Source organism: Pseudomonas sp. SIMBA_068 (assembly GCF_046534705.1).
Classification (GTDB): Bacteria; Pseudomonadota; Gammaproteobacteria; order Pseudomonadales; family Pseudomonadaceae; genus Aquipseudomonas; species Aquipseudomonas putida.
In genome coordinates this window covers 1-274 of sequence record NZ_JAWRYI010000449.1, presented here as the reverse complement: position 1 = coordinate 274, position 274 = coordinate 1, and the positions used below count along the sequence as shown (strand labels likewise).

Genomic DNA, 274 nt, shown 5'->3' with positions numbered 1-274 from the left:
GCGCTGCGGTATTGCACCACTCCAGATCCGCTTCCGTCAGCACCACGGCTGAGGCCTTAATCAGGGCGAGTTGCTCGCGGTAACGGCTGTTTGCAAGAAAAGTGATTTGGCCAGTTGTGGCGGATTGCATAGAAGCAATGCCGGAGATGACGATATCGCCATCTCCGTGCAATTCTGCATCCAACTGCTGGGCTAAATCAGCCAGTCGAATAGATGACATGAATTATTTAACCTGTTTCAGCACGTCAGCAGTGATGTCTTTTGCGTTTGACGC

Annotated in this window: 1 protein-coding gene; it reads right to left on the bottom strand. The window is 51.5% G+C overall.

What is annotated here, in order from left to right; translation table 11 throughout:
- On the bottom strand, positions 1-220 hold a 220-nt coding region (locus SB756_RS29905), incomplete at its 3' end, for an LpxD N-terminal domain-containing protein (protein ID WP_410913206.1).
- Positions 221-274: the final 54 nt, after the last annotated feature.